This window comes from Pseudofrankia inefficax (assembly GCF_000166135.1).
GTDB classification, from domain to species: Bacteria; Actinomycetota; Actinomycetes; order Frankiales; family Frankiaceae; genus Pseudofrankia; species Pseudofrankia inefficax.
This window is the reverse complement of sequence record NC_014666.1, coordinates 7,393,817-7,419,456: the sequence shown is the minus strand read 5'-3', so window position 1 is coordinate 7,419,456 and position 25,640 is coordinate 7,393,817. Positions and strand designations below refer to the sequence as shown.

The following is a 25,640-nucleotide window of genomic DNA, read 5'->3' as shown; positions in this document are numbered from 1 at the left end:
ATCGTCGGTCAACCAGACGAAGGTCGACCTGACTCCGAAATCCCTCAAGATCGGCGTCCCCCGAACCGCTGCCCGCCGGACGTTGCTCGCCGTTTCGGCCCTGGGATGGTCGTGGTGGAGACGTTTCCACGACCACCCCGGGGCTCAAACAGCGATGGCGGGTGGGGGCTCGCGATACAGGCTGCGTGCCGGGGTCAGAGCTCCGAGATCAGGCCTTCGATCTCGGCGTCGAGGATCCGCCGGTCGGTGACGTCGATGTAGAGCCAGAGGTGGCCGCGGTAGCCGTCAGGGCTGACCAGCGGCAGATGGCTGCGCTCGAAGACGCGGCCGTCGGCGAACATCACGGCCTCCCGGCGCAGCGTCCTGCGGCGGCGCAACAGGGTGTCGAGGCGGTCGGCGAAGCCGGCCGGGTCGTCCACCAGCCCGGCCCGCGGCCGCAGCAACAGCCGGCAGTCGGTGCCGACCAGGTCGACCGGGGCCTCGGCCAGGTCGAACAGGTCGCAGTACGCCTGGTTGACGCCCACCACCTGGCTGTGCGCGTCGGCGAGCAGTACCGCGGCGGGCAGCTCGGCAAGCAGGCTGGTCAGCCAGCGCTCCCGGTCACGACACGCGGCCTCGGCGCGGGCCAGCTCGCCGTAGAGGCAGCCGCACTCGGCGGGCGGCATCCGGTCGAACCGGCCGTGGCCGCCGTCGCCGGAACCGTGGCCGCCCGCCTGCCCCTCGCCACCGGTGCCCCTCCCGCCGCCGGTGCCGCCCGCGCCGTGGCCGCGGCCTGCGCCCTGGCCTCCGCCGTGGGCCCACCTGGCGTGGTCCGCATGCCGGCTTTCGTGACTACCGCCGAGGGGCCCCCGGCGCGGGTCCTGACCGTCCGCGCGGTGGCCGTCGACGGCGCGGCCGTGCAGCGCGATCGCCGAGCGCCATTCGCCGCCCAGCGTCGGCGGTGACTGCGGGTCGGCCCTGCCGGGCCAGCTGTCGCCGCCGTCGGGCGCGGTCGCCCGTCGGCGGTCACCATCCCAGGTGAGGTGGTCGCGTCTTGGCCGTTCACGGGGCCGGTCGCGTTCGCCCAGCCCGAGTGGGAAGTCCGCCGGGCCCAGGTCACCTAGGTCACCCAGGTCGTGCGGGTCATCGGCGTCCGGTTCGTCGTCGCCGGGAACCCCGCCGGATCGGTGTCGGTCCGGCGGCCCGTCGGGGGCGGTGGCGCCGTCCCACCAGTCCGGGCCGCCGTCGTCTCGTTCGTCGCCGTGGCGCGGGTCGGTGGAGTCGGCGTGATTCCGGCCGCGCGGGCCGGGCCAGGCGCGTACGGCGTCCCAGGCCGGCCCCGCGCCCCAGCCGTGCGTGTCGTCGCGGTCGGCCCCGCCGAGGCGGTCGGCCGGCGGCAGCGACGGCTCCTGGCCGGTGCGCGGCCGCGGCAACGCCACGGGGACAGTCGGCCCCTGCTCGTCGGCCGGCTCCCTCGACTGGTGCTGGAGGGCGGACCGCTCTGGGCCCCCGGCTCGGGTCGGCAGGTCCGTCCACTCGGCCCCCCACGTCGGGACGCCAGGGCCGCCAGGCTCGACCCCGAGCCGGCTCGCGCGGACCGACGGGCCCAGCGGCGGCCAGGCCGGCACGGGCGGCAGCGGCGTCAGGGTCCCGATGAACCGGGCACCCCCGGCACCCGCGGCGGTCGCCACGGCCTGCAGGATGGCGGCGCGGTGCAGCCCGTCGGGCCGCAGCAGCCGCAGCCGGACCCACACCCCGTCGCCACCGGCCCGGGCCCGTCCCCACTGGTTGGTGACGGTCAGCAGGTCGTGTGGGTGGATCGCTCGTTCCCAGCCCCAGCCGAGCGCCTCGTCCGGATCGACGCCGGTCAGCTCACTCCAGCGCGGATTGACGAAGACATGCCGGCCGACGGCGTCCGTCGCGAAGACCGGCACCGGGCAGCTCATCGCCACTCGGCGAAAGATCTCCCAGCCAGCCGCCGCCGCGGCGTCGGCGACGGCCGACTCGGCGACCTCGGCCGGCCGGTCGCCGGCGGCCCAGCCTGGACCGTCGGCTTCTTCGGCCCTGTCGGCCTCGTCGGCGGCCGACGTCGCGCCGAGAACCGCCTCGCCGAGACTCGCCTCGCGGGCCGGCTCGGTGCCGCGGGCGAGGTCGCCGCCCTCGTCGCCGGGATGGCCGTCCGACGCGCCGTTCACGCGGAGACCGCCAGGACGCCGTGGACAGCCGTCGAGACCAGGCTCGCCGGCACGCGGTCGGCAGCCGACAGCGGATGGACATGGGAAGACACTCGAGACCCCCGGGAGGCACGCCACGGCGGCCCGGACAGGGCGGGGACGTGGGGGGAAGGTCCGTCGCCGAACCGGATCGTGACTGACCGAACGTGGAAGGTTGCGAAGCGTCAGCAGATTAGCGCGGACCGAGTGGCGGACTCGTGAGGCGCGTGGATGTGGCGCGGGCGCGCCGGCCCGCACCTGGTGTTTCTGCGCCGGTAAGGCGCCGTCGGTCCCTTTCGTGGGCCCGGCCGCCTTGCCCACCTGCGGGGCGGGATGTGCCGGCAGGCCGCAAGGGCGCACAAGGCCCGGGAATCGCCCCGTGCGGGCCGGTGGACCTGGACGTTTGAGCCTGTCGTTCCGGGTGGTCCGGCCTGCGGCTTGATCGCCGTGTCCGCTTTATGCCACGGGAGGCCATCGTTCTGACTGCTGGAGCGATGCACGAATCACTCTGGGTGTCCGGATAACCGTACCCCGCCACCAAGCCCTCGGAGGGGTTGTGCGAACGTTGTTCGGTGCATCCCCTTCCTTCGGGGTTGCCGGAATGTGGCGTGCTTTCTACCCTTCGTGTCGATACCGGGTTGGCAGGTTCCGGCCACGGTCGTGCGGGGGGTGGCTGCGTGCGCCTGGACGAGGAGCGGCGGACTCTCGTGGCGGCGGTACGGGGTGGCCCTTACCCGGCTGGGCTGGGCGCCGGCCCAGGCCCGGCAGGCGGCCTGGGTGCCGGCGCGCCGGCCGGCTGGCCGGACGCGGCGTCTCTGGTGGAGAACGAGGTCCGGGAGCTGGTCCGGCGCCGGGCGCTCGACCCGGCGCGGGAGCCGGTCGTGGTGCGCCGGCTGGTCGACGACGTGCTCGGCGACTACGAGGAGCGCGTGCTCACCAGCGACCTGCCGCCCATCGTCGATCGTGAGCTGGTCGCCCGGCTGGTCTACGACGCGGTCGCCGGCTTCGGGCCGCTGCAGCGCCACCTCGACGACCCGGCCGTCGAGGAGATCTGGATCAACGAGCCGGGCCGGGTGTTCATCGCCCGTCATGGCCGCAGCGAGCTCACCACCACGATCCTCACCGGCGACCAGGTGCAGGACCTGGTCGAGCGGATGCTGAAGACCTCCGGGCGCCGGGTGGACCTCTCGACCCCGTTCGTGGACGCGATGCTCCCGGACGGCTCGCGGCTGCACGTCGTCATCCCGGACGTGACCCGCCTGCACTGGTCCGTCAACATCCGCAAGTTCATCCTCTCGGCGTCCAGCCTTGACGAGCTGGTGGCCAAGGGAACGCTCCCGCCATCGGCCGCGGCCTTCCTGGAGGCGTCGGTCATCGCCGGTCTGAACATCATCATCGCCGGCGGCACCCAGGCCGGGAAGACCACGATGCTCAACTGCCTCGGCTCGGCGATCCCCGCCCGCGAACGGGTGATCAGCTGCGAGGAGGTCTTCGAGCTGCGGCTGCGCGCACCCGACTGGGTCGCCATGCAGACCAGGCAGGCGAACCTCGAGGGCACCGGGGAGATCCGGCTCCGCCGCCTGATCAAGGAGGCGTTGCGGATGCGCCCGGACCGGCTGCTCGTCGGCGAGGTCCGCCAGGAGGAGGCCCTGGACCTGCTGATCGCGCTGAACTCGGGCCTGCCGGGGATGTGCAGCCTGCACGCCAACTCGGCGCGGGAGGCCGTCACCAAGCTGTGCACACTGCCGCTGCTCGCCGGCGAGAACGTCAGTCACAACTTCGTCGTCCCGACCGTCGCCGCGAGCGTGGACCTCGTCGTTCACCTGATCAAGGACGCGCACGGCCGCCGACGGGTGACGGAGATCGTCGCGCTGCCCGGCCGGGCCGAGGGCGACGTCGTCGAGGTCGCGCAGATCTTCCGGTCCTACGGCGACACGCTGGTCCGCGCCGAGGGCTATCCGCCGCACCCGGACCGGTTCGCCCGGGCCGGCTACGACCTCGCCGCGCTGCTGGCCCCGCCGGACCGGGGCTGGCCGGAGATCGCGGTGGAGCGATGAGGCGCGCCGCCCCGGCCGTGGGGGAGGCCTGATGGGGATCTTCGTGGGGCTGCTGTTCGGGCTCGGGATGTTTCTGATCGTCGGGCCGAGGGCGCCGCGGCGACGGAGCGCCGCGGAGCCCGGCTGGCGGCGGTCCACCACCGAGCTGCTCGCGCAGGCGGGGGTGCGGGGCCTGGGCCCGGGCCAGTTCGTCGCGGTGAGCGTCGCCATCGGCGTCGTCGTCGGGTTCGTCATCTTCGCCGTCACGGCGACGTGGTCGCTCGGGTTCGCGTTCTTCGTGTTCGCCGCGTTCCTGCCGCGAACCCTGGTCGCCCGCCGTCGTAGGGCCCGGATGGCGGACCTGCGCGGGATGTGGCCCGACGTCGTCGACAACCTGGCGAGTGCCGTGCGTGCGGGCATGTCGCTGCCCGAAGGCCTCGCCGCCGTCGGCCAGCGTGGCCCGGCGCCGCTGCGCGGGGCGTTCACCCGGTTCGGCGAGGAGTACCGGGCCAGCGGCTCGTTCAGCTCCTGCCTGGACAAGCTCGCGGACGAGCTCGCCGATCCGGTGGCCGACCGGATCATCGAGTCGCTGCGGCTGGCCAGGGAGGTCGGTGGCACCGACCTCGGCCGGCTGCTGCGCACCCTGTCGACGTTCCTGCGCGAGGACGCCCGCACCCGGGCCGAGCTGGAGACCCGGCAGAGCTGGACCGTCAACGCCGCGCGCCTCGCCCTCGCCGCGCCCTGGGTGGTGCTGCTCCTGCTGGCCACCCGCGGCCAGAACGTGTCCGCCTACGACAGCCCTACCGGCGTCGCGGTGCTCGTCGGAGGCGGTGCCGTGTCAGTGTTCGCCTACGTCGTGATGAAGCGCATTGGCCGACTTCCTGAAGAAGGGCGGGTGCTGCGCCCATGAGAGTTCGATGAGCCTCGCCGCCACCGGGGCGCTGCTCGGGCTGGTGGCCGGCATCGGGCTGGTGATCGTCGCGATCCGGTCGCCACGTGCCCGCCGGATTCGGTACGCGGACCGGATCGAGCCCTACCTGCGGGACACCCCGGCGCCGTCCCGGCTGCTCGACGACAGCGCGGCCCACGCGGCCCGCCGGTCGGCCCGGGTCGCGCCGACACCGCTGGCGGCGGTCGAGGCGCTCGCCCGGCCGTTCCTGGAGGACGCGGCCCGTCGCCTCGACCGGTTCCTGGGCGGGCGCGCCGGCCTGGTCCGGCGGCTGACCCAGGCCGGCGGGCGGACCTCGGTCGAGGAGTTCCGTACCCAGCAGGTGATCCTCGCCGTCGCCGGTGGGCTGGTCGGCGCGGTGCTGCTGGTGCCGCGAGCGGTCATCGGGGTCGGTCCGCCGCCGGTCGTCGGGGTCGCGCTGATCGTCGCGGGTGTCGCCGGTGGCGTCGTCGGCCGGGAATGGTGGCTGACCAGGGCGATCCGGGCCCGCGAGGACCGGATGCTGATGGAGTTCCCGACGATCGCCGAGCTGCTCGCGCTCGCCGTCACGGCCGGGGAGTCGCCGGTCGGCGCGCTGGAGCGGGTCGCCCGGCTGACCCACGGCGAGCTTGGCTACGAGCTGCGGCTCGCGCTCGCCGACGCCCGCGCCGGCGCCACGCTCGTGCAGGCCCTGGAGGGGATCGCGACGCGGACCACGCTCGGCTCGCTGGCCCGGTTCGTCGACGGCATGGCCGTCGCGATCGAGCGCGGCACACCGCTGGCCGACGTGTTGCGCGCGCAGGCCGTCGACGTCCGGGAGGCCGGCCGGCGCCAGCTTCTGGAGTCCGGCGGCCGCAAGGAGATCGCGATGATGGTGCCCGTCGTCTTCCTGGTACTGCCGACGACGGTGATCTTCGCCTTCTACCCGGCGCTGGTGAGCTTCACGTTCTTCGCGCAGTAAGGACTCCCTGATCGCGCCGGTGCGCGGCGCGGTCGGGGTGAGCGGTGCCGAGGGGGCGCCGCCGCGGGTGGGGACCCGCGGGTTCGAGGGGGGCCAGGGGGTTCGGGATCGGCTGGCGGCCCTTGGTCGCGGGCGGCGTCCGCCGTCCACGACCGGAGGTTTCGCCGAACTGGGAGGACGAGATGGCACGCATCACGACGGCACTGGTCGTCGGGTACCTCGCATGGTGGGACCGTGGGCATTGGTGGGACCGGCGGCCTTCGTCCGGCACGGGCTCGGCGCGTGGGCGCGGCGACCGCGGCGACGTGCCCGGCTGGGTGATGGTGACGGTGATGACCGCCGCGCTGGTGGTCGCGATCGCCACGATCGCCACCCCTGCGCTGCAGAACATGTTCACGACCGCGATCAACAAGGTCACCGGCATCGGCGGCAGCGGTGGTGGCGGCTGAGCCATCGCGGCGCGGCCGATCACCAGCGCCGCACCTGGCCGTGCTGGTCCCGGTTCCGGCCTGTCGCGTTCATGATCGCGGTTTCCGCCCTCGGATGGCTGTGACAGCGGCCGTCCAACGACCAGGTGAGGGCGAAAGCGGCGATCAGACGAACGGTCTCGCTTCGGCGGCCCCGGGACCGGGGCGCGCGGACGTTCGAGCTCGCCGACGGTCCCGGCCCGCGTTGGCAGGTCGGCCGGCGGCGCCGGGTCGGCCGGCGGTGCCGGGTCGGCGGTCGGACGCGGGCTCGGCGATCGTCGAGTTCGTGCTGGTCAGCACCCTGCTGCTGTTCCTGTTCCTCGGGATCATCCAGCTCGGCCTGGTCCTGCACGTCCGTAACACCCTCGTCGCGAACGCGGCCGAGGGCGCCCGGCACGGCGCGAACCTGAACGTCGACCCGGCCGACGGTGGGCCGTACGCGCAGCGGCTGATCGCCGAGTCGATCCCCGGCCGCGCCGATGCCACCTGTGTGGGCAGCCAGGTCGGCGGCCCGGACGACATCCCGCTGGTCCAGGTGACCTGCGAGGTCCGCGTCCCGCTCAGCCTGCTCCCGTTCGGCGGCGGCGTGACGATCCACGTGACCGGCCACGCCGTCAAGGAGACCCGGTGACGATCCGATCCCCGGTGCCGGCACCGGCAAAGCGGCAGCGAGGCCCGCGGACAGGTGGCGTGCGGAAACATGGCGTGCGGAAACGTGGCCTGCGGGAACGTGGCTGGCTGGAACGACTCCAGCCGGAACGAGACCAGCGGCTGCGAGGCGTGCGCGAACCAGTGCCTGGTCCGGCGAGGTCGGCCCGCTGGCTTGATCGCCGTTTTGGCCCTCACGTGGTCACGGATCCGCGTCGGTTACAGCCACGCGAGGGCCAAGGCGGCGATCTTGGTGGTCTCGGGACGAGGCCAACCCGGTCAGACGCGGCACGAGGCCGGCGGGACCGTGGTCGGCGGCCGGACGCCGGCTCGGCGATGATCGAGTTCATCGGGCTGTCGGTGGTGCTGCTGATCCCGTTCGTCTATTTCTTCCTGGCGCTGTTCGACGTGCAGCGCTCGGCGTTCGCGGTGACGCAGGCGGCGCGGGAGGCCGGCCGCGCCTACGCGACGGCGGATGACGAGGACGACGGCCTGACCCGCGCCCAACTGGCCGCCCAGCTCGCCTTCCAGGATCAGGGCCTCCCGGGCGCTCCACAGCTGCGCTTCGCGCCTCAGGGTGCCAGCTGCGGCGCGGCCGACCCCGGCGACGGCGCCGAGACCCTGGAGCCCGGCGCCCAGTTCGTCGTCTGCGTCCGCACGACCATTCCGCTGCCCGGCGCCGGCATTCTCGGCAGCCATTTGGCGAACGTGACGGTGAATGGTCAGTTCGTCGTGGTCATTGACCAGTATCGAGCCGACCGGGCGGCTCCCGTGGCCTAGCCGGAATCGGCGCGGCAGAGATGCGCGAAACAATGGCCGTTCCTGCGGATCTGTCGCGGGATGTAAGGGTCGTCGATTCTGCCCTCCGGCGGCCGCTGCCGGCTTGTTGCGGGCCTTGAGTCCGTGCAAGTCCTACGTGATGGCGGTGAATCTCGCCCGCGGTCGACCGCCAGGTATGACTGATGTCTGATTCACCGGGCATCGGCGATCAGCCGGCGGGTACGGGCCTCCCGGTCACCGGGTGGGTCGACTTGAGCCGTAACTGCAGGCAATTCGCGTACAGGGTCCGGGGGGTCACAAGGCCCGGACCCCAAAGGCCAGCTGGTCAAGATGGCGATTTTAGGCCTGAAGGTGGTGGTGTGCCGGCCGGGCGGCAGAGCGCGGGAAGAGCTAGGACCGGCCGAAGGGTGGGCGTCGTCTGACGTCGGGTAGCGACGGTAGGTAGGAAGCCACGCCCTTCGCGGTAGTTTTGACCGATTTCGCGGCGGCCGTGGCCCGCGCCGCGACGGATGGCGCGGTGCCCGGCTCGGCTGGGGCGAGGCCCAGCTCGGCGTAGGCGGCCGTGGCGATATCGGACAGGGCGTGGCGCTCGCCGAGGGTCGCGCCGACGATGCCGACCGCGGGGAGGCTGCCGAGCGCGCGGTGCCAGAGCCGGCCCTCGGCGCGCTGTCCGGCCAGCCGGTGGATCGTCCACAGCTCCCGAGCCGCGCGCAGGATCGTCACCGGAATGCGCTGCGCGACCAGCTTCCAGGTCTCGGTCTCCTCGGGCGAGTCGGCCGGGTCGGCCTCGCCTCCCTGACCGGGCACCGCATCCGCGAGGCTGATCGCGGCCGGGCCCGCGTTGTCCTGGTCGCCTTCATAGTCGGCGGCCGACTCGACCGGAACCGCCGACGGCACAGGGATGGCTGACGTCGTCGGGGCCGCCGACGTCACGGGAGCCGCCGACGCGACGGGGGTGGCGAAGATATCGCGCTTGGCCGCCGGGTCCCGCTTGGCGAACGGGTCCGGCCACGCCTCGCCGGGCGGCGGCTCGGCCGCCCCGGACGGCGACCATCCGGGTGGCAGGTCGTCCCGCAGCACGAGGCGGGCGACCAGGCGGACCTGCTCGTCCTCGTCCATCACCCCGCACACCTGCGCGAGTGACAGCACCAGGAGGCCCTGGACGGTCCCGGCGAGCACCTCGCGGATCGGCTGCGCGAATCGGCCGCCGACGCCGGGAAGGGCCGCCAGCGGGACCAACTCGTTGCGCCAGTGCCGCACGAGGCGGTCGGCCTGGGCCCGCGGGTCGCCGTCCGGTCCCTCGGTGACGGCGACAGCCGTGGCCGCGACCGGCCGAGCCGCCCGGACGAACCGCAGCAGCGTGTCGGCCTCCCGCTGGCGCACCGGCTCTCCCCTCAGTTGCCCTCGGCCAGGAGCCTGAGCTCCGGCAATGGCGTCAAGGGAACGATAACCGGCTTTACGTAGCTTTCAGTGCGAGCTTGCACCCATCCGGTAGCGAGACGGTAATGCCGGGTCAGCGAACGCCGTCAGGCCGCGGCGCCGGCCTGGCCATCTGGTGGCCGCGCGGAACGGGGACGAGTGGCCGGGTGTCGGCGAGAAGCGGCGGAAGGTACGTGGCGACGCCCCGGCCGGCGGTGCGGGCGGCGGTCGCTGCCCTGGTCGCGGTGGGTACGGCCGGATTCAGGCCGAACTCGGCGTAGGCGGCCGTGGCGACGCCGGCGAGCGCGCGGTACTCGCGCAGGAGGGTGAGGCCGAGGCCGACCGCGGGCAACTCGCCGAGGGCGCGTGGCAGTGGCCGGCCCCCGGTCCGCTGGCCGCCGACCCGGTCGGTGGACCACAGCTCGCGCGCGGGACTCAACACCGACGCCGGGACGCGCCCGGCGACCATGATCCAGGCTTTGACCTCGCCCGGCGACGCCGCGGCGTCCAGCAGGTCCGGCCCGGCGTCGTCGTCCGCGTCCCGCGTCCGAGCCGCGTGCCAGCCGGCCGGCAGGTCGCGCCGCACCACCAGGCGAGCGACGAGCCGGACCAGCTCGGTCTCGTCTGTCACGTCCCGCAAATCGGCCAGGGACAGCACCAGCAGGCCCTGCAGGGCGCCGCCGAGCGACGCGCGGACCGGCCGGGCCGACCGGCCGTCGAGTGCGGGACTCGCGGCGAGCGCGACCAGCTCATTGCGCCAGTGCCGCACCACGTGGTCGGCCTGGTCCGCCCGGTCGCCGCCGGCCGTCAGGGCGGCGGCGACGGCCGTGGCGGCCACCGGCTGGCCAGCCTGGACGAAGCGCAGCAGCATTGCGGCTTCGCGCGGGAGCACGCTGCCCCTTTCCATACGCCGTCCCGAAAGCGGGCTCCGGCGCGGTTGTCGGGGGCGGCGGCCGAGTACGCGTTCTCCGGAGTGTTCAGGCCCGGAATGTCCAGCTGGCTGCTGCCCGGTTGCTGGCGGTCCTCCGCTGAGGTGCCACTAACGTGTCGATCAAACCACGTGCCGTCGGAGACCCACGCTTACGTAACGGAAGATTTACCTCGGTCACAGGCTGGGCGCCGGGATGTCGGTCGTGGCGTCTCGAATGCCCGCGGTCAGGCGGCCCGCGGCGTGCGGTCACGCCGTAAGGTTTCGGTTCCTTGCGCCTTTGACGGTGTTCCAGCCGGGCTTCGGGTGACGTGGGCCGCTTGCCGGCGAACCGTCGGGGTTGACCGTCAGAAACAATGTTCGGCCGGTGGTCGCCGGCAAATGTGGCGCATGCGGTGGGCGGCCCGTGCGGGTTCGAGCGCGGTGCGCGACAATGGGCCGGTGATCCCGGTTTGGCTCGTTGTGCGCTCGGTGGTTCGGGGGCGCCGCGCTGGCCCCGGGCCGCGGCCGGCGCGCGACGACGGCACGATCCTGATGCTGACGCTTGGCTTCCTGCTGGTCACGGCGATGCTCGCCGTCGTCGTGACCGACGTCTCCGCGGTCTTCCTGGCCCGCCGTTCGGTCGCCGCCGCGGCCGACGGCGCGGCGCTCGCGGCCGCGCAGCGGGTCGACGAACAGGCCGTCTACACCGCGACCGGCCCGCTCGACGAGCTGCCGCTCGCCGACGTCATGACCACCGTCGCGGACTACCAGGAGAGCGCCGACCCGAGTGGCTCGACCCAGCTGTCCGCGACGCTGGTCGACGCGGACACGGTCGAGGTGCGGGGCAGCCGGGTCGTCGACCTGCCGCTCATCGGCTTCCTGGGGGTCGGCCCGGTCACTGTCCACGCCACGGCGGACGCCCAGACGGTCGTGCGCGGCCAGCCCTGAGGCCGGCGCCCGGAGGCGGTCCCGGCCGTGCGGCTACCGGCCGGCCCGGTAGCCGGCCCGGCCGGTAGCCGCACGGCCCGGATGCCAGATCAGACCCAGCTGGCGGTGGCCGCGACCAGGTCGTCGAGGGCGTGGCCGGTCCGTTCCTCGGCCAGGTTCGAGACGTCCCGGACCAGGCGGGCCACCCACTCGGCCGGCCGGTCGGCGGCCAGCGCGACCGCGGCCGCGGCGTGCTCGGCCGCCTCGTAGTGGTCCGGCCGCTCGCCGCTGACGGCGGCTCGCGCCTGCGCCATCCGTACCGACACGATCATTCCGGTCTGCCCGCTGTCCTTGATCAGGCTGTAGGCCTTCACGAGGTACGGCCGGGCCTCCTCCGGCGCGCCGACGGTCGTGAGTGCCTCGGCCGAGGCGAGCGCGAGATCGGCGGGGGAGTAGGTCTCGATCGCGAAGCCGGGCCGGCCGTGGGCTTCCGCGTCCAGCGCCTCCATCGTGCGCCAGGCGCGAGCCACCGCGTCGCGCACACCAGCGGTGTCACCTGTCGCGGCGTAGGCGCCCGCGACGACCTTGCCGGCGATCATCGCGCGAGACGGGCTGTGACCGGCGATCCGGGCGGCCGCGCCGGCGATCTGCAGCGAGACGGCCGGGCTGTACTGACGGACCATCCGCGCGCGCAGCGCCAGCGCCCGGGCCGCGAGCGGGCCGTCGCCGGCCGCGCGGGCGAGGCTCGCGGCCCGGTCCGAGCGGGTCGCGGCGTCGGTGTGCAGACCGCGGTCGTAGTCGGTGCCCGCGGAGACGACGGTGACCGCGGCGTGCAGCCGCATCCAGTCGATGGCGTCCCGGCCGCGCAGCCGGCGCTGGCGCGGGATCGTGCGGGTGGTGTTCTCCAGCGGCCGCATCGAGCTCGCCGTGCTGGTCAGGTCGGAGGTCTCGTAACCGCTGATCGCCGCGGCGAGTGCCGCCGAGCAGGCCTGATGCAGGTCGGTCGTGCTGCGCAGGTTCTCGAGATTGGGGTGTTCGAGGCTCACCGCGACCGCCGAGGCCCCGAAGGTACGAAGCAGGAAACGCCTGTCGACGGCATCCGACACGGCGATGGCCTCCGTGTTCCGCTTTCGGCCGCGCCAGCCGACGGCCTGCTGGCCACGCGGGACGTCGCCGTTGCGGCGCCAGCCCCGGGGAGGTCGGTACCGCTGCCGCCAGCCGGCGGATCGAAGGCAGGGAACCCGGGTGCCAGGGCGGTCGAAGCGGCCGACGGACCGCGATGTGATCGCATCTAGAACTACCTCACGGCGTAGCGGGAACCTTCATTTGAAGATAGCGTTCAACACCGCCGGCTGACGCCCGGGCTGTCGGGAATCCGTGTGGGCTGCGTCTCCGGGTGCGACTTTTCGCTGGTCGACGTCGTGGGACCTCGATGCGAGGCCCCCTTCGGACTTTGTCGTCCGGTGGGGTAGTTCGTATTGTGTTACCTGCCGGCCGGCGGTGCGCCGTTAATGTTTCCGAAATGTATCGCGATGCAATTGCATGTTAACAATAGGCGTCGTGGTCACTCCGGACGCACAGACCGGAGTACGCGCCGGGCCGCACGACACCGAACCGGGCCTGGCGGGCGGCGGGCCGGGCCTCGTGGCCGGGCCTCGCGGCTGGCGGCGGGGACGGCTCGCGATCACGGTCGCGGCCAGGGAGCCCGCGATCTCGGTAAGGTGGACGCTATGGCCGCCGACATCGCCGAGGAGCTCAAGAACCTCGACTCGACCCTGACCGGTATCGAGACCGTGTTGGACGTCGAGGGGCTGCGTCGGCGAGCCGCTGACCTCGAGCAGGAGGCCTCGGACCCGGACCTGTGGAGCGACCAGGACCGAGCGCAGGTGGTGACCCGCAAGCTGTCCTCGGTGCGAGGCGACATCAGCCGCGTCGAGGGCCTGCGCGACCGGCTCGACAACATCATGACCGCGTTCGAGCTCGAGGACGACGACCTGATCTCCGAGGCGACCGGGCAACTGCCCACGTTGGCCAGGGACATCTCGACCCTCGAGGTCCGCACCCTGCTGTCCGGTGAGTACGACGAGCGGGACGCGATCGTCCAGCTGTCCGCCGGTGCCGGCGGCGTCGACGCCGCCGACTGGACCGCGATGCTGCTGCGCATGTACCTCCGCTGGGCCGAGCGGCACGGTTACTCCACCGAGGTCTATGACTCGTCGGAGGCCGAGGAGGCCGGGCTCAAGTCGGCCACCTTCCTGGTCAAGGCTCCGTATGCGTACGGAACGTTGCGCAGTGAGCACGGCGTCCACCGACTGGTGCGTATCAGCCCGTTCGATAACCAGAACCGTCGGCAGACGTCGTTCGCCGGTGTCGAGATCACCCCGGTCGTGGAACTGTCCGATCATGTCGACATCGACGACAAGGACCTTCGGGTCGACATTTTCCGGTCGTCCGGCCCTGGCGGCCAGGGAGTGAACACGACCGACTCGGCCGTGCGCATCACGCACCTGCCGACCGGCATCGTCGTGACCTGCCAGAACGAGCGCAGCCAGCTGCAGAACAAGGCCGCGGCGATGGTCGTGCTGCAGGCCAAGCTGCTGGAACGCCGGCGCGCCGAGGAGGCGGCCGAGAAACAGCGGCTGACCGGCGGCCCGCAGGACGTCTCGTTCGGCTCCCAGATCCGCAACTACGTCCTGCACCCGTACCAGATGGTGAAGGACCTGCGGACCGAGGTCGAGACGTCCAACACCGGCGGTGTGCTGGACGGCGAGATAGACGACTTCATCGACGCCGAGGTGCGTTGGCGGCGGTCGGCCGAGTCGGGCTCGCACTAGCAGCCGCGGAACCGACAACCACGATGCGCACCCGCCCGCCCGGCTCGCCCGGACATCGCCGTCCGCCGTCCGGGCGCTGGCACGGGTCGTGGACGTGGACCTGGCCGGCGGCGCGCCGTTCGACCGGCCGGCGGATCGTTGATCTCAAGGAAGCCCAGGTGCGTCTGTTGGACGAGCTTTTCGCGGTCGGCGAGCCGCCGGACGCCCCGGCGGCGGACGGGCCGGCTGACGCAGCCGACCTGGACGAGATCACGGAGCTGGCCGAGTGACGGGTCACGACGTGGCCCGGCCGGGTGGCGTCGGCTGGGTGGCGCTGGTCGGCGGCGGCCCGGGCGCGGCGGATCTGATCACCGTGCGTGGCCGCGACCTGCTGCGCCGGGCGGACGTCGTCGTGGTCGACCGGCTCGCGCCCCGCGAGCTGCTCGCCGACCTCGGGCCAGAGGTCGAGATCGTCGACGCCGCCAAGGGGCCGCACGGCCACAACCTCTCGCAGGACGAGATCAACAGTCTGCTCGTCGAGCGCGCGCTGCGCGGCCTGCGGGTGGTCCGGCTCAAGGGCGGAGATCCGTTCCTGTTCGGCCGCGGTGGCGAGGAGGCACTCGCCTGCGCCGCCGTCGGGGTGCCCTGCGAGGTCGTCCCCGGTGTCACCAGCGCGGTCGCCGTTCCTGCGCTGGCCGGCATCCCGGTGACCCATCGAGGCATCACCCAGGACCTGGCTGTCGTCTCCGGCCATGTCGACCCGTCGCATCCGGGATCGACGTCGAACTGGGACGCGCTGGCGGCTGGCCCGGGAACCGTCGTCGTCCTGATGGGCGTGGCCGCCCTGCCCGAGATCAGCCGCGAGCTGGTCAAGCGAGGCCGTCCGGCGACGACGCCGGTGGCGGTCATCCAGGACGGCGCCAGCTCCCAGCAGCGTGTCGTGACCGGCACCCTCGCCGACATCGCCGTGGCCGCGGAGGCGGCCGGCGTCACCTCACCCGCCGTCATCGTGATCGGTGAGGTCGTCGCCCTGCGCGAGGAGCTGGAGACCTACCGGATTCCCGACTGAGCCGTTCCACCCCGGCGCCCGGCAGCGGTGGTCCGGTCTGCCGGGGGCTCAGCGGTGAGCCGGTCGATCAGCGCAGGGAGATGACGCGGTCGTCGTCCGGTGCGGGCTTGCCACGGCTGTCGGTGTTGCTCGTGGTGACCCACAGCGTGCCGTCGGGAGCGACGGCCAGGGTGCGCAACCGGCCGTAGGCGGTGGCGCGCAGTGCCTGCGGCGTGCCGACCTGCAGGGCGGCGCCGGCGGAGCCACTCCCGGAGGACGCGGTGGTGAGTGCCGGGGCGGCGTCGAGGCTGGGCCGCAGGTCGACCGACCAGATCCGCTGGCCGCGCAGCGCCGCCGCGTAGAGCGTGTCGTCGATGATCGCCGCCCCGCTGGGTGACGCCTGGTCGACCGGCCAGGTCACCACCGGGTTCGCGAACCTCCCGCCCTGGGTGTCGCCGATGCCCTCGACGAGCGGCCAGCCGTAGTTCGCGCCCGGGCGGATCAGGTTGATCTCGTCCCAGCGGTTCTGGCCGAACTCGGTCTCCCACAACCGCCCGGCGCTGTCCCAGGCCAGGCCCTGCACGTTGCGGTGGCCGTAGCTGTAGACCAGCGAGTTCGGGAAGGGATTGCCGGGCGGGACGGAGCCGTCCGGGCGCATCCGCAGGATCTTGCCGTTCAGGCTTGCGAGGTTCTGCGAGCGTGACGGCTCGGTGGCGTCGCCGACTCCGGCGTAGAGCATTCCGTCCGGGCCGAACGCGATCCGGCCTCCGTCATGGAAGGTCCCCGCGGCGAGCCCGGTGAGGATCGGGTGCGGCGCGCCGAGCCGCGGCAGCGTGCCCGCGTCGCCTCCGTCGAGGGTGAAACGGACGATCCGGTTGTCCGTGTTCGTCGTCAGGTAGGCGTAGACGAGCTGGTCGGCGGCGAAGGTGGGCGAGACGGCGAGGCCCAGCAGGCCGCCCTCACCGGCGTGATGGACGTCGGGCACCGTGCCGAGCAGGCGTGGCTTCCCGTAGCCGGAGGACACCGCCGGATCGGTGGGCAGGAGCATGATCTGGCCGCTGTCGCGTTCTCCGACCAGTACGTCCCGGTTCGGCAGGAAGGCCAGGCCCCACGGGGACCGCAGCCCGGTGGCGATCACGACGTCCGCCGCTTGCGACCCGGTCGCCGGCGGGTGTGGCGTCGTGGCGGCGGCAGTACCGGTGCTCGGCGACGCGGCAGGCGGGTTGGACGATCCCCCACCGGAGCAGGCGGCCAGGACGGCGGCGAGGATGCCCGCCGCGACGGCTCCTGCGGCCCGCCGTGCACCCGAGATGGTCGCTCGCCCTGGCTCGCAACTCCGCGTCATGAGTCCATGATTGGCCCGCGACCGTCCGAGGTGCGCCGAACGCCGCGAAACCTTTACGGGACCCTTTACGGAACCTGGTGGGCGGCGAGGAGCGCCACGACGGTCAGCACCAGCAGAATGAGCGCGACCATCTGCGGGGTAAGCGTGAAGCCGCCGGACTCGTGATGGAGCTCGGCGCGGGCGGCACGACACGTCGCGCAATGGCCCTCGGCCACAGGCCGGGCGCAGTGTGCGCAGACCAGGTCCTCACAGCACATGCTGTCGTCCCCTCTCACACGCTCACCAGGACGCCGGGCCCCTGCTGATCATGAACCGGCCCGGATCTCGGGCGGGGCCACACCGTTGGACGCCGTCTGTTCACCGTACGCCCGCTTACCGGCTACGACCATCCCGTCACCTACAGTTGTGGAAGTGGCTCGGACAGTGACGAACGGGGTAGCCGAGGCGGACGGCGCCGGTGCGCCGCCCGCCTGGCTGGGCGGAGGGAGCTCGGAATGATCCGGCTCGACGCGGTGACGATGACGTACCCGGCCGGGAGCAGGCCGGCACTGCGCGACGTCACCCTGCGCATCGACGCCGGGGAGTTCGTCTTCCTGGTCGGACCGTCCGGCTCGGGCAAGTCGACCCTGCTGCGCCTGCTGCTGCGGGAGGAACGCGCGACCAGCGGCCTGGTCGCCCTCGACGGGGTGGACCTCGCGGCGATCCCCGACCGGCGGGTGCCGCTGCTGCGCCGGACCATCGGCTGCGTCTTCCAGGACTTTCGGCTGCTGCCGGACCGGACCGTCGCCGGGAACGTCGCCTTCGCGCTCGACGTCGTCGGCCGCCCGCGGCACGTGGTGCGCACGGTCGTTCCCGAGGTACTCGGACTCGTGGGCCTCGCGGGCAAGGAGAACCGTTACCCCGACGAGCTGTCCGGCGGCGAGCAGCAACGGGTCGCGGTGGCCCGGGCGATGGTCGGGCGGCCCCGGGTGCTGCTCGCCGACGAGCCGACCGGCAACCTCGACCCGGCGACCAGCGAGGGGATCATGCGGCTGCTCGACGCGGTCAACCGGACCGGGACGACCGTCGTCATGGCCACCCACAACGCCGCGCTGGTCGACGCCCGCCGCCGCCGGGTCGTCGAACTCGCCGACGGGGTCTGCGTCCGGGACGAGCAGCGCGGCGCCTACGACGGCGAGGACACCGGCGAGGTGCCTCTGCCGGCGAATGAGACGGCTGGGGTGCGCTAGTGCGGATCGGGCCGCTGCTCGCGATTCTCGGCGCGGGGCTGCGGCGCAACCTGGCGGTGACCTCGGCGGTGGTCATCACGGCCGCGGTCTGCCTGGCGATGCTCGGCGCCGGCCTGCTGCTGCGCGCCGAGGTCCACACGATCGACGGCTACCTGCTCGACCAGCTGGAGGTCGTCATCGACCTCTCCGACGGCATCACCCCTGCCCAGCGCGCCGCCCTGATCTCCGACCTGAAGGCCGACCCGACCGTGGTCGACGTCCGGTATGAGAACAAGCAGCAGGTGTACGACCGGTTCGAGCGGGACTTCCGGGCGTCCCCCGATGTCGTGTCCGGGGTGACGGCCGCCGACCTGCCCGCCGCGCTGCGCCTGCGCCTGGTCGATCCGCGGGACGGCGACCAGATCGTGCTGGGGTACACCGGCCGCGACGGGGTCGAGGCGGTCCGCGACCAGCACGCGCTGCTCAGCCCGCTGTACCGGATGCTCGACGGGTTCAGCGTCGCCGCGTTCGTGCTCGCCGCCGTGCAGGCGGCCGCGTCGGGCCTGCTGATCTACACGATGATCCGTGTCTCCGCGCACTCCCGGCGCCGGGAGACGGCCATCATGCGCCTGGTCGGGGCGACGAACGCGACGGTCCGGGCGCCGTTCGTGCTGGAATGCGCGCTGTCGGGGCTGATCGGGGGTGCCGTGGCGGCTGGCGCGCTCGTCGCGGCCAAGGCGTTCCTGGTCGACGGGCGGTTCGCCCATCAGACGATGTTCCCGCTGTTCGGCTGGGACGCGGTCTGGGTCGCGGTGGCCGCGGTCATGGCGGTCGGCGCCCTCGCCGCGGCCGCGATGGGCAGCCTTGCCCTGCGCCGTCACCTGCACGCCTGAGACCCGGGCACCGGTGTGGCCACCGCCCCGCCTCGGGCACCTGGACCGGGGGCGGTCCTACGCGCGAGGCCTGGCGTCGCGGCTCGCGCCGGGGGTGTCCCGGGGGCGTAATCTCGTGACCTTGAGGTGTTTCCGGCGCGTGGCCGGCCGAGGGGCGGCGCGTGCCCGGGGCGCCAGGTGGGAGAGGGAAAGACGGTGGCGAAGGAGACCGGGCGCAAGAACATCGCGCAGAACCGGCGGGCGCGGCATGAGTACGACATCCTCGACACCTACGAGGCCGGGGTCGTGCTCACGGGCACCGAGGTCAAGTCGCTGCGGATGGGCCGGGCTTCCCTGGTCGACGGGTTCGCGCAGATTGAGAACGGCGAGGTCTGGCTGCACGCCGTCCACATCCCGGAGTACACCGAGGGAACCTGGACGAACCACGCTCCGCGGCGCAAGCGCAAGCTGCTGCTGCACCGCGACGAGATCGAGAAGCTGGTCGGCAAGACGAAGGAAGGCGGCCTGACGCTCGTGCCGCTCGCCCTCTACTGGAAGGACGGCCGGGCCAAGATCGAGATCGCGTTGGCCCGCGGCCGCAAGTCCTACGACAAGCGGCACGCCCTGGCCGAGAAGGACGCGAAGCGGGAGATGTCCCGGATCATGGGCCGTCAGGCGAAGGGCCGCTTCAGCTGAGCCAGCGACCGTCGGCCCGTGCGTCCGGTCCAGTCGGTGCGGCCGGTGCCTGGGCGTCCAGCGGTGGGCGGACGCCCGGCGACCCGGCCGGCGGCGACCGTGCGGCAGGCGGCCCGGACGCCCGTGACGCGAAGGCAGGGGGCAGTGGCCTGTCGGAGCTGCCCCGGCAGCTCGATGCGTTGGATACCCCGACGGGTCAGCGGCTTCTCGCCGCCGCCGACGCGGCGCTCGCGGCAGGCGACGAGTTCGGCGCCGGGAGCCGGCTGCGCGCGGCCGGGCACCCGGCCGACCTGGTCGCCGCCGCGTTCGGCCAGGCGGAACTGCGCCGTCGCGCGGCCGGGGCCTTCACCCGGGCGGCGGAGATGCTGTTCACCCGGGCCGGACTGGAGCAGTCGACCTCCGAAGCGCTCGCTCGCCACCGCGCCGCCCGGTTCGTGGGCGTCGGCCGGGTCGCCGACCTCTGCACCGGGATCGGCGGGGATCTTCTGGCGCTGACGGAGACTGGGCAGCCACTTGTGGCTGTCGACCGCGATCCGGGCCACCTGCGGATAGCCGTGCACAACGCGCACGTGTATGCGCCCGCGGCGGAGATCGACGCCCGGTGCGAGGACGTCCGGGCGGCCGACCTGACCGGCGTGCGGGCGGTGTTCGTCGATCCGGCGCGCCGGTCCGGCGCCCGCCGGTTCAGTCCCGGTGCCAGCGAACCGCCGTTGAACTGGTGTCTCGCGCTGGCCGAACGGGTGCCGGCCGTGGCGGTCAAGGCCGCTCCCGGGCTGCCCACCGAACTCGTACCCCCGGGTTGGGAGATCGAGTTCGTCGCCGACGGCCGCGACCTCAAGGAGGCGGCGCTCTACTCACCGGCGCTGACCTCTGGCGCCTCCCGCCGCGCCACCGTCCTGCTCGCCGGCGGCGCGGAACCGGCCTCGGCGCGGGCCCTTGAGCTGGCGGCGCAGGCCGCCGAACTGGTGGGGCCGGGCGCCGGCCTGCCCGGCGGGGCGGAGCCTGGCCAGGTTCGCGAGGCGGAACCGGGCCAGGTTCGCGGCGCGGACAATGGCCGGGGCGTCCCGGCGCGGGAGGTGGCGACGGGGTGGCGGACCGCGACCCTGGCGGGCGAGCCCGACACGGCGGACGCCGAGGCCCACAGGGTCAGTGACCCCGGGGCGTTCCTCTACGACCCCAGCCCCGCCGTCACCCGCGCCGGGCTGGTGGGCACCCTGGGCCGCCAGCTTGCGGCCTGGCAGATCGACCCGATGATCGCCTTCCTGACCTCCGACCACCCCGTCGAGACGCCGTTCGCCCGGTTGCTGCGCATCGAGACGAGCCTGCCCTTCGACGTCCGCCGGCTCGCCGCGCTGCTGCGCACCATGGGGATCAGCGCGCTGGACCTGCGCCGCCGCGGCCTGGCGGGCGACGTCGACACCCTGCGTCGCCGGCTGCTCCCGGGCCGCCGAGAGCTGGTACCCGGCGGGCCGGCCGTCACGGTCGTCATGACACGCCATCACGACCAGCCCTGGGCCTTCGTCTGCACAAGCCGGTAAGCCGGCCCGCCGGGCCCGCCGGGTCCGCGTGGACGCTGACATGCCGGTCAACAGCCTGGTGGGGCCGCCGTGAGGGCGTGGGGTGGCGCAAGATCGGTGACGGGCTGTCGGTTCCGCGGTACGGGCGCGAGCGGTGCTTGGCGCGGATCGGCTCCACGCCGGTTTCGCATACCAAACTGGCGATCATCGACGGTCGGCGGCGTACTCAGGTGTGATGATCGTCAGCCTGGTATCGAAGTCGTCGTCTCGCACCCGATATGCGCCTTTTATCCATACCAGGTTCGCGATCTTGACGTCCCGGTCAGCCAGGCGCGGCCGAAGATCCGCGATCGGGTATGGAAATCGTCGCGCCACCGCCGAGCTGAAGATCCACTGGCGGTGGTGTGGCGCGTCTTCGGCCGGCCTTCCGGGTGCGCGGCGTTGCTCGCACCGAGGTTCACTCGAGCCGGGCGTCCCCATGATCGCCGCCGACGGTCCCCGGTTGCCGCCCCTGGCGGTCGACCCGGTCCCGAGACCAGCAAGATTGCTGTTTTCGCCCTCGTGTGGCTGTAACCGCAGTGGTTTTGCGACCCGTTCAGGGCCAAAACGACGATCAAGCCAGCCGGCTGGCCTTGCCGGACCCGGTAGTGGTCGCCCGCGGTTACGGTTGGGCGAAACGGCTCGGCAAATGGGAGGCCTGGGCGGGCCGTCTGATCGCTGGCGTACGCCGGACCAGGCCCAGTCACGCCTGACGGTCGACGGCAGGTGGGATCCTCGACCAGGACGGATGACCGAGCGCCGGCTCAGGGCCCGAGCCAGCCGGCACGCTCCAGTCGGTTGCGGCCGGGCCCGGTCTGCGACCCGTCGAGGGCTCCTCGATCATGGGGCGAGAGAGGGCCGACGGTCGGGATCGGCGGCGGTGCTGCCGCCTGGGGCGAGACTTTGGAAACAGATCAGGCCCAGGCGTCGTTGCACAGGCAACAATAGTGGTCGGATGTGGCCGGCGGTGGTGACGACGCCAGCGCCGACGAGCCGGGAGGCCTCGGGCATGGAGATCAAGGAACTCGGGCACTTGGTGCTCTATGTACGCAACGTCGAGCGGTCAGCGGCGTTCTACCGGGACGTCCTCGGGTTCCGGCAGATCATGCCGGACCCGAGCGGTGACAACCCGTTGCGGTTCCCGGCGGCGGCCTTCTCGTCGGGGCGCACCCATCACGAGCTGCTGCTCATCGAGGTCGGCGAGGACGCGGCCAGCCAGCCGCAGGGCCGGCGGCTCGGTCTGTACCACTTCGGGCTGAAGGTCGGCGACACCGATGACGAACTGCGCGCCGTGCTCGACCACATCGTCGCCGCCGGTGTCCAGATCGCCGGTGCCTCCGATCACACGGTGACGCACAGCCTGTACATCTACGACCCGGACGGCAACGAGATCGAGCTGTACGTCGACGTGCCCGAGGTCGACTGGCGCAACGACCCGTCCCTGTTCGCCGCGCCCATCCGGCCGCTGCGCCTGTAGGCCGGCCGGTCGGGGCGGTTCCGGGCGGTGGTGAACAAACTTGCCGGGCGCTGGTCCGGGGAGTATGTTCGGAGACTGGCCCTCAGGGGTCGTCGCACCTCAGCTAATTTCATATCTTGTACAAAAATGTTTCACCCTGGGGGTGACCGGTTTCGACTTCGGACGCCACGTCAGGGGAAGCGGGCCGAGGATGAACGGTTATCTCGTTAACGATCCGTTCAAAAAAATAACTGCCAACTCTGAGCAGTCTGCTACTTCCGCTTACGCCCTCGCGGCCTGACGGATATAAGTAGCTGTCAGCCTGGGAGAGCCTCCGGCCCAGGATCTGGCATCGCTAGGAGGATCACCTCGCAACCCGGTCACGGGGTAGCGCGGAACATCAAACAGTGACTGGGCCCACACCGGCCTGCCTGCGGGACCGGTGGGGCCGAGAAATCAAGAGCAGGCTGCGCCCGGAGAAGCCCTGATGCGCCGCCGGAGGACGCGGGTTCGATTCCCGCCACCTCCACCAGAGTTGCCAAGTTCGAACCCTGATCTTGGTTGCTGGTGGCATTGATCGGCGCCGTGCCGCTCGGGCAGAGCCTGAGTGGTGCGGCGCCGTCGTCGTTATTGGCGGCCTTCGGTCTCCACTTCGGTCTGAACGGATTACGCTGCGTGGAGAATGAGCGTAGCCGTGGAGCGAGGCGAATCACCTACCCAACCTCTGACCATGATCTCCGTTTGTGCCCTCTCCTGGTCGCGGGCAGGCCATGGATACAACCACCAGAGGGCGCAAACCGCGATCATGCCAGGCCGCGGAGCGTCGAGAGGCCCGCCGGAACGCCACTCGGCGGGCCTCTCGACGACACGGAGTTGGACGACTACATGGCGCCAAAGGCCGAGCCGGACCGATCGCGTTCCCGCAGGTAGCGCTCAAGATCAGGGTTCAAGTCCACCGCTTGATCTCCACTCGACTCCGGCGACCCGTGTTCGTGGAAACCGCGAATACGGGTCGCCTTTGTCATGTCTACCCGAGGGGCGACCGCGAACGACCGGGTGCGGCCAGGGGCTGGAAGGCCTAGGCCGGGTCGGCGACACTGTTGAGGTGAGTAATCGCCCCCGTCCGGGCCAGCTCAGCTTCATAGACCAGGTTGCGCGGGATTTCTCGTTCCTGGTGACCGACTGGGGGTTTGCCGAGCCGTTCGTCCGCCCGGACCAGACCGTGATCTTCGATCGTGCTGATCTTCGCATTGGCGTGTGGTTCTGGACCTGGCGCAACGACTTCGGCTTCGAGACGGATATCGCCGAGGTGCCCGCCGACGCCGCTGGAGAGCATCGCTGTGGCGAGCTGGAACGCCTCTACGTCGGGGCGAAGCTGGGTCCTGCGCGAGACGTCACCGGTGGCGGCAGCCGTAGCATCAGCAAGCGCTGCGCGTTACACGCCGTGGCGCTCCAGAAGCTGATGCCAATGCTGGCCGGGTCTGGGTGGGACGATCTGGTGACGCGGTTCGGCTCCACCAACCCAGCGCTGACCCTGTTTGACCCGACCGAGGTCCATCAACGGTCGCCTGGCAGCCCCGACGTAGAACCCGGAACCGCCCCGAAGGGTTAAGCGCCGGTGCACGTTAACGGCCGGCCTGACCGGCGGCGGTCAGGGATAGTACTGGGACCAGTTGGCTTGTGAGGGTTGGTAATGGCCGGCGGGGCCCCGGCCGAACAGGGCGAAAAGGTTCGCGGTCATGGTAGAGACCGTGGTGGCGGGGCAGGCGGCGGCCTGGGTGCCCGGCGGGCAGGGCGTGAGGTCGGGAATCCAGCTGTTGATACCGCTGTCGAAGACGCCGGCGTCGCTGGCGGGATCGGTGTAGTAGGTCATGTCGGAGTAGGGCGCCGCGCGGGAGGTCTGGGTGCCGTTCCGGGGGATAGGCGAGTGAGCCAGGATCTCGAGGTTGGCTGGGTGGGAGCCGGGGTCGAACTGGTCGAAGTCGCTGCCGAGCGCGTTCGGCACCGCCGTGCCGGGCGGTAGGCGCAGGCCGCGGTAGATCCACGTGCTGGACGGGCCGATGATCAGCGGTGCGGCGGGCTGGCCGGGTTCGATGTAGCCGGCGTAGGCCTCGCCGACGAACGGCACCTCGGACCAGTTGGCCGGCGGCGAGCTCCAGGTGTTGCCGGTGACCTGCCGAGGGTCGCCGTGTCCGTCGAGCGGGTCGTCCGAGCTGTTGCGGTAGTCGACCTCCTGGCGTGACGGGCCGAGCGCGGACGGCTCCAGCCGGACGTGGCGCAGGACGGGGCTGGCCGCGAAGAAGGCGATGTTCACGCCTTGCCGCGCGGCGTTCATGGCGGCCTCGCGCTCGCCGAGCGACCAGCACTCGTCATGGCCGAGCGAGAGAAGTGCCCTGTGCCGGGTGACCAGGGCCGGGTCGTGCTCGACGTCGGTGTCGGTGGCGTAGGTGACGTCCAGGCCGCGTTGCTCGGCGAAGCGGATGAGCGGGTACTCGTTGCTGAGGAAGTCGCCTGCTCCCTGGCCGTAGCCGTAGGGACGGTCGAAGGAGACGGTCCGGGCCCGGCTGCACAGGGGGTAGCCACCGGCCGGGCACGAACCGATCCCGGTGTAGAAGTCGTAGCCGCCGTAGGGGTTCCAGGCCTGCCATGTGTAGACGTCGTTCTTGACCAGGTAGGCGGCCCGGCTGGCCGGGTCGACGACGGTCAGCGGCACGTAGCTCTGCGCCCCGGCGCTGGTGCCGACCAGTTTCAGCAGGTAGTCACCCGGGACGAAGTCGGGGCTTATCCGCACCGTCATGGTCGGCGTCCAGCCGGCGCAGGACACCATGTTGACGTGGGCGGCTACCGGGCACGTGGCCTGGCGGCGCCCCGGCAGCTGTGCCGAGCGCCAGACGAGCCGAGCCCCCGTGCCGCGGTAGTAGCCCATCCGATAGGCCTCGATGTGGAAGCGGGACTCCTGCGTCGAGACGAACAGACGCACTGTCGCGCCCGGCGCGGCCGACACCCGGTCGGTGAAGCCTTCGATCCCCGTCGGGTCCGGCGCACTGATCTGCCAGGCCGTTGTACCGGGACGGGCGTTCTCCGCGACGATCGCGCGGCTCACCACCCCGTCCGCGCCGCTGGTCGTTGGGGGAGACGAGCCGCCAGCCGACGGGGTCCCGGTGCTTCCGGTCGGCCAGACCAGCCAGGCCACCACAATCAGGACAACCAGGATGACGGCGGTCAGCGCGGCGGCCGGTCCAGCCCGACGAGGCCACGCGACCATTTTCGCCGCCTCCATTCCCACGGCCCGGATCCGCTGGCCGACGACGCCTGTCGGACCATGCCAGGGTCACACGGACGTGGTGGCCGCGCCGGGTGGGAGCAGGCGCCCAGCCA

Annotated in this window: 22 protein-coding genes and 1 other RNA gene; 16 read left to right on the top strand and 7 right to left on the bottom strand. The window is 72.3% G+C overall.

Annotated elements, in window-relative coordinates; all coding sequences use genetic code 11:
• Positions 1-194: 194 nt before the first annotated feature.
• The gene (locus FRAEUI1C_RS29965) at positions 195-2,174 is read right to left on the bottom strand and encodes a PAS domain-containing protein (RefSeq protein WP_013427133.1); all 1,980 of its coding nucleotides are present in this window, start codon (positions 2,172-2,174) and stop codon (positions 195-197) included.
• Positions 2,175-2,869: 695 nt separating this feature from the next.
• Here FRAEUI1C_RS29965 and FRAEUI1C_RS29960 point away from each other — a divergent pair.
• The 6 genes from FRAEUI1C_RS29960 to FRAEUI1C_RS29935 all read left to right on the top strand — a co-directional run bounded on the left by FRAEUI1C_RS29960 (position 2,870) and on the right by FRAEUI1C_RS29935 (position 8,012).
• The gene (locus FRAEUI1C_RS29960) at positions 2,870-4,249 is read left to right on the top strand and encodes a TadA family conjugal transfer-associated ATPase (RefSeq protein ID WP_013427132.1); all 1,380 of its coding nucleotides are present in this window, start codon (positions 2,870-2,872) and stop codon (positions 4,247-4,249) included.
• A gap of 31 nt (positions 4,250-4,280) precedes the next feature.
• Complete coding sequence (locus tag FRAEUI1C_RS29955) at positions 4,281-5,138, top strand: type II secretion system F family protein (protein ID WP_013427131.1); 858 nt, start codon at positions 4,281-4,283, stop codon at positions 5,136-5,138.
• 7 nt (positions 5,139-5,145) lie between these two features.
• Positions 5,146-6,117: a type II secretion system F family protein gene (locus FRAEUI1C_RS29950; protein WP_013427130.1), complete on the top strand. Its 972-nt coding sequence runs from the start codon at positions 5,146-5,148 to the stop codon at positions 6,115-6,117.
• Positions 6,118-6,299: 182 nt separating this feature from the next.
• Entirely contained in the window at positions 6,300-6,566 is a 267-nt protein-coding gene (locus tag FRAEUI1C_RS29945; protein ID WP_013427129.1) for a hypothetical protein, read from the top strand.
• A gap of 259 nt (positions 6,567-6,825) precedes the next feature.
• The gene (locus FRAEUI1C_RS29940) at positions 6,826-7,215 is read left to right on the top strand and encodes a TadE/TadG family type IV pilus assembly protein (RefSeq protein ID WP_013427128.1); all 390 of its coding nucleotides are present in this window, start codon (positions 6,826-6,828) and stop codon (positions 7,213-7,215) included.
• A gap of 353 nt (positions 7,216-7,568) precedes the next feature.
• Positions 7,569-8,012 carry a hypothetical protein gene (locus FRAEUI1C_RS29935; protein WP_013427127.1) on the top strand — a complete coding sequence of 148 codons (444 nt, stop codon included), beginning with the start codon at positions 7,569-7,571 and terminating at the stop codon, positions 8,010-8,012.
• Positions 8,013-8,402: 390 nt separating this feature from the next.
• On the opposite strand, the gene FRAEUI1C_RS29930 is transcribed toward FRAEUI1C_RS29935, so the two are convergent.
• Positions 8,403-9,395, bottom strand: a complete 993-nt coding sequence (locus tag FRAEUI1C_RS29930) for a hypothetical protein (protein ID WP_013427126.1) — start codon at positions 9,393-9,395, stop codon at positions 8,403-8,405.
• Between the two features lie 130 nt (positions 9,396-9,525).
• Positions 9,526-10,338, bottom strand: a complete 813-nt coding sequence (locus FRAEUI1C_RS29925; RefSeq protein ID WP_013427125.1) for a hypothetical protein — start codon at positions 10,336-10,338, stop codon at positions 9,526-9,528.
• 555 nt (positions 10,339-10,893) lie between these two features.
• Here FRAEUI1C_RS29925 and FRAEUI1C_RS29920 point away from each other — a divergent pair.
• Positions 10,894-11,289, top strand: coding sequence for a pilus assembly protein TadG-related protein (locus FRAEUI1C_RS29920; protein ID WP_232425177.1), 396 nt, complete (start codon positions 10,894-10,896; stop codon positions 11,287-11,289).
• A gap of 89 nt (positions 11,290-11,378) precedes the next feature.
• Here the strand turns inward: FRAEUI1C_RS29920 and FRAEUI1C_RS29915 are convergent, their stop codons facing one another.
• Positions 11,379-12,374: a hypothetical protein gene (locus FRAEUI1C_RS29915; RefSeq protein ID WP_013427123.1), complete on the bottom strand. Its 996-nt coding sequence runs from the start codon at positions 12,372-12,374 to the stop codon at positions 11,379-11,381.
• Between the two features lie 624 nt (positions 12,375-12,998).
• Here FRAEUI1C_RS29915 and prfB point away from each other — a divergent pair.
• The gene (gene prfB, locus FRAEUI1C_RS29910; RefSeq protein ID WP_013427122.1) at positions 12,999-14,102 is read left to right on the top strand and encodes a peptide chain release factor 2; all 1,104 of its coding nucleotides are present in this window, start codon (positions 12,999-13,001) and stop codon (positions 14,100-14,102) included.
• Positions 14,103-14,367: 265 nt separating this feature from the next.
• On the top strand, positions 14,368-15,150 hold the full coding sequence (gene cobA, locus FRAEUI1C_RS29900; RefSeq protein WP_013427120.1) for a uroporphyrinogen-III C-methyltransferase: 783 nt from the start codon (positions 14,368-14,370) through the stop codon (positions 15,148-15,150).
• Positions 15,151-15,217: 67 nt separating this feature from the next.
• Here cobA and FRAEUI1C_RS29895 read toward each other — a convergent pair whose 3' ends face one another.
• Together FRAEUI1C_RS29895 and FRAEUI1C_RS29890 are read right to left on the bottom strand one after the other, a co-directional pair.
• A complete protein-coding gene (locus tag FRAEUI1C_RS29895) occupies positions 15,218-16,474 on the bottom strand; it encodes a PQQ-dependent sugar dehydrogenase (protein WP_013427119.1) in 1,257 nt (418 codons plus the stop codon).
• 65 nt (positions 16,475-16,539) lie between these two features.
• A complete protein-coding gene (locus FRAEUI1C_RS29890) occupies positions 16,540-16,749 on the bottom strand; it encodes a hypothetical protein (protein WP_232425176.1) in 210 nt (69 codons plus the stop codon).
• Positions 16,750-16,968: 219 nt separating this feature from the next.
• On the opposite strand from FRAEUI1C_RS29890, the gene ftsE reads away from it, so the two are divergent.
• From ftsE to FRAEUI1C_RS29860, 7 genes are all read left to right on the top strand, one after another.
• Positions 16,969-17,703, top strand: coding sequence for a cell division ATP-binding protein FtsE (gene ftsE / locus FRAEUI1C_RS29885; protein WP_013427117.1), 735 nt, complete (start codon positions 16,969-16,971; stop codon positions 17,701-17,703).
• Positions 17,703-18,575, top strand: a complete 873-nt coding sequence (gene ftsX, locus FRAEUI1C_RS29880) for a permease-like cell division protein FtsX (RefSeq protein WP_013427116.1) — start codon at positions 17,703-17,705, stop codon at positions 18,573-18,575. Before ftsE ends, ftsX begins: the two co-directional genes overlap by 1 nt.
• A gap of 195 nt (positions 18,576-18,770) precedes the next feature.
• Complete coding sequence (smpB, locus tag FRAEUI1C_RS29875; protein WP_013427115.1) at positions 18,771-19,250, top strand: SsrA-binding protein SmpB; 480 nt, start codon at positions 18,771-18,773, stop codon at positions 19,248-19,250.
• 179 nt (positions 19,251-19,429) lie between these two features.
• Positions 19,430-20,788, top strand: coding sequence for a THUMP-like domain-containing protein (locus FRAEUI1C_RS29870; protein WP_013427114.1), 1,359 nt, complete (start codon positions 19,430-19,432; stop codon positions 20,786-20,788).
• Positions 20,789-21,815: 1,027 nt separating this feature from the next.
• Positions 21,816-22,283: a VOC family protein gene (locus FRAEUI1C_RS29865; RefSeq protein WP_013427113.1), complete on the top strand. Its 468-nt coding sequence runs from the start codon at positions 21,816-21,818 to the stop codon at positions 22,281-22,283.
• Positions 22,284-22,421: 138 nt separating this feature from the next.
• Positions 22,422-22,794: a transfer-messenger RNA gene (ssrA, locus tag FRAEUI1C_RS37255) on the top strand.
• A 573-nt stretch (positions 22,795-23,367) separates the two neighbouring features.
• Entirely contained in the window at positions 23,368-23,874 is a 507-nt protein-coding gene (locus FRAEUI1C_RS29860) for a hypothetical protein (protein WP_013427112.1), read from the top strand.
• A gap of 39 nt (positions 23,875-23,913) precedes the next feature.
• On the opposite strand, the gene FRAEUI1C_RS29855 is transcribed toward FRAEUI1C_RS29860, so the two are convergent.
• Positions 23,914-25,527 carry a N,N-dimethylformamidase beta subunit family domain-containing protein gene (locus tag FRAEUI1C_RS29855; RefSeq protein ID WP_013427111.1) on the bottom strand — a complete coding sequence of 538 codons (1,614 nt, stop codon included), beginning with the start codon at positions 25,525-25,527 and terminating at the stop codon, positions 23,914-23,916.
• Positions 25,528-25,640: the final 113 nt, after the last annotated feature.